At 69.3% G+C, this 3,005-nt stretch carries 3 protein-coding genes; all 3 read right to left on the bottom strand.

Annotation, left to right across the window (positions count from 1 at the left end; genetic code table 11):
• Positions 1 to 959, bottom strand: a 959-nt coding sequence (locus P3W85_RS29445) for an L-threonylcarbamoyladenylate synthase (protein WP_276267355.1), incomplete at its 3' end; no start/stop codon positions are given.
• A gap of 156 nt (positions 960 to 1,115) precedes the next feature.
• Positions 1,116 to 2,360, bottom strand: coding sequence for a 5-(carboxyamino)imidazole ribonucleotide synthase (locus tag P3W85_RS29440; protein ID WP_017227173.1), 1,245 nt, complete (start codon positions 2,358 to 2,360; stop codon positions 1,116 to 1,118).
• A gap of 54 nt (positions 2,361 to 2,414) precedes the next feature.
• Positions 2,415 to 2,912, bottom strand: coding sequence for a 5-(carboxyamino)imidazole ribonucleotide mutase (purE, locus tag P3W85_RS29435; protein WP_017227172.1), 498 nt, complete (start codon positions 2,910 to 2,912; stop codon positions 2,415 to 2,417).
• Positions 2,913 to 3,005 lie beyond the last annotated feature (93 nt).

Raw genomic sequence — 3,005 nt, 5'->3', positions numbered from 1 at the left:
TGCAAGCGATCCCGAACCCCCTCCCACTCATGCCCAGCCGGCAAGGCCTCGAACACCAGCCGCCCATACCCCTCCCTATCCAGCCTCCGCAACAAACGGTAAAGCTCCCGCGCATAGGATTCCGCGTCGGCAGGCGCCTGCACCCAGACGCAGCGCGGATCGGCAGCCGCCTGCTGGCCAACCCAGGCCACCCTGGCGTCGGCCGGCAGGTCGGCTAGCTGCGCCGGCAAGTCGGCGGCAGACGACAAGGCCAGCGGCGTGCGCGGCGCATAGTGCGCCTTGAGCGTACCGGAAGCACGCGGCGCCGCCGCGTCCGGGGGCAAGGGCATCACGCCAAGCACCTGCGCCATCATGGCCGGCGTGATCGCGCCGGGGCGCAGCAACACCGGGCCGATGCCCTGTTCCAGCCGCGACAGGTCGACGATGGTCGATTCGATCCCGACCTCCACGCCATCCCCTTCCAGCACAAAGACGCTGTCGCCGAACTCGTCGCGCACATGCTGGGCCGTGGTCGGGCTGACCTGCCCGAACTTGTTGGCGGACGGCGCGGCGATGCCGCCGCGCCCGCGCTTGAAGCGGGCCAGCAGCGCCTGCGCGACCGGGTGCGAGGGGCAGCGCAGGCCGATGCTGTCCTGGCCGCCCGCCACCGCCGCGGGGATATGGGCGGCGCGCTTGAGGATCAGCGTGAGCGGGCCGGGCCAGAAGGCATCGATCAGTTGCTGCGCGGCCGGCGGTACGTCGTCGACCCAGTAGCTGATGTCGCCGCCGTCCACCACGTGCACGATGATCGGATGGCCGGTCGGGCGGCCCTTGGCCGCGTAGATGCGGGCGATGGCCTGGGGGTTTTCCGCGTCGGCGCCGAGGCCGTAGACCGTCTCGGTGGGAAAGGCGACCAGCTCGCCGGCTTCCAGCAGTTGGACCGCTTGGTCAAGTTCGGCGGACGTGGGCATGCGCGACATCGGGAATCTCTGCAGGTAGGCGAAGCGATAAAGCGATAAGGCAGTGAAACTATATAGCAGGCAATGCGCCAATACGTGGCGGGTTTCCGGCACGCGGGCTCACGGCAGCGAGCCCGCTTGGCGCCCCTTCAGGGCGCTGAGACCGGAGCGAGGCAATCAGGGCGCGATATGCAACGCCTTCAGCGCGGCATCGAAAGCGCGCCCGGCGTCGGCTGCCTCGCCACCCACGCAGTTGACGTGCCCCATCTTGCGCGAGGGGCGCGCATCGCTCTTGCCGTACAGGTGCAGCTTGGCGCCCGGCTGCGCCACCACTTCGTCCCAGGCCGGCGTGCGCTCCAGGCCGAACTCGAACCACGCATCGCCCAGCAGGTTGAGCATCTTGCCGGCCGAATGCTGCCGCGTGCTGCCCAGCGGCAGGCGTGCCATGGCGCGCACCTGCTGCTCGAACTGGCTGGTCTCGCAGGCATCCATGGTGATGTGGCCGGAGTTGTGCGGGCGCGGCGCCATTTCGTTGGCGATCAGCGAGCCGTCGGTCAGCACGAAGAACTCGATGCACAGCACGCCCACATAGCCCATTTCGGTGGTGATGGTGGCGGCGGCGGCGCGGGCCCGCGCGGCGATCTCGTCGGAGACGCTGGTGGCGGGCATCACGGTGGAGAACAGGATGCCGTCGCGGTGCACGTTCTCGGCCAGCGGCCAGGTGGCGGTAGTGCCGTCCGCGGCACGCGCGGCCAGCACCGAGACCTCGTAGGCCAGCGGCAGCATCTGCTCCAGCACGCAGGGCACATGCTGCATGGCGCGCCAGGCGGCACGCACGTCTTCGCGGGTCTTGACGCGGGCCTGGCCCTTGCCGTCGTAGCCCATGCGGGCTGTCTTCAGGATGCCGGGCAGCAGGTGCTCCGGCAGCTGGTCGACGTCGGCGTCGTGCTGGATCACCCAGTGCGGGGCCGTGGGCACGCCGGTGCGCTCGGCGCAGGAGGCGAAGAACTTCTTCTCGCCAATGCGGTTCTGCGCGATCGACACGCAATAGCCGCGCGGCGCCACGAAGGCACCGAGCTGTTCGAGCCGGTCGAGCGACAGCGACGGCACGTTCTCGAATTCGGTGGTCACCGCCGGGCACAGCGTTGCCATCTCGGCCAGCGCGGCCTCGTCGGTATAAGGCGCGCAGATGTGCTTCTCGGCGATCGAGCCGGCCGGGCTGTCCTGGTCCGGATCGAGCACGCAGACCTTGTAGCCCATCGACTGCGCGGCATGGGCGAACATGCGGCCGAGCTGGCCGCCGCCCAGCATGCCAAGCCAGGCGCCGGGCAGCACCGGTGCGCTGGGACTGTCGATGCCGAACTCGGCACGCGACTCCGGCGTGTGGGCTTCGACCAGGTGGGGATGGATATCGGTGGGCATGGCGCGTCTTTCCGGATTCGAGGGCTTTTGAGCTGGTCTGGTAGTGCTGGCGCCTTACACCGGCAGCGTCATCGCGCGCGCAGCTTCGGTCTGCTTGGCGCGGAACGCTTCCAGCGCCGCGGCCAGCGCGTCGTCGGTGGTGGCCAGGGTGGCGATGGCGTGCAGCGCGGCATTGGCGGCGCCGGCCTCGCCGATGGCGAAGGTGGCGACCGGCACGCCCTTGGGCATCTGCACGATCGACAGCAGCGAATCCTCGCCGCGCAGGTAGCGCGACGGCACCGGCACGCCGAACACCGGCACGATGGTCTTGGCGGCGATCATGCCAGGCAGGTGGGCGGCACCGCCGGCACCGGCGATGATGGCGCGCAGGCCGCGTTCGCGCGCGGTGGCGGCGTACTCGAACATATCGTCGGCCATGCGGTGGGCGGACACCACGCGCGCCTCGAAGGGCACGCCGAAATCCTTCAGCATGGCGACCGCGTTCTGCATCACGTCCCAGTCGGAACTGCTGCCCATCACAACGCCGACCAGCGGCTTGGCTGTATTGCTCACGTCAAATCCTTAATTATCGTCTGGCGCGTGCCGACCAGTCATCGTCATCGCGCCAACCTTTGCCTTGCGACGGTCTGCTCCCCTCTCCCGCGC

The sequence above is a fragment of the Cupriavidus basilensis genome, assembly GCF_029335485.1.
Classification (GTDB): Bacteria; Pseudomonadota; Gammaproteobacteria; order Burkholderiales; family Burkholderiaceae; genus Cupriavidus; species Cupriavidus basilensis_E.
Note: the sequence above shows the minus strand (reverse complement) of the source record. Positions and strands in the feature narration are given on the sequence as shown.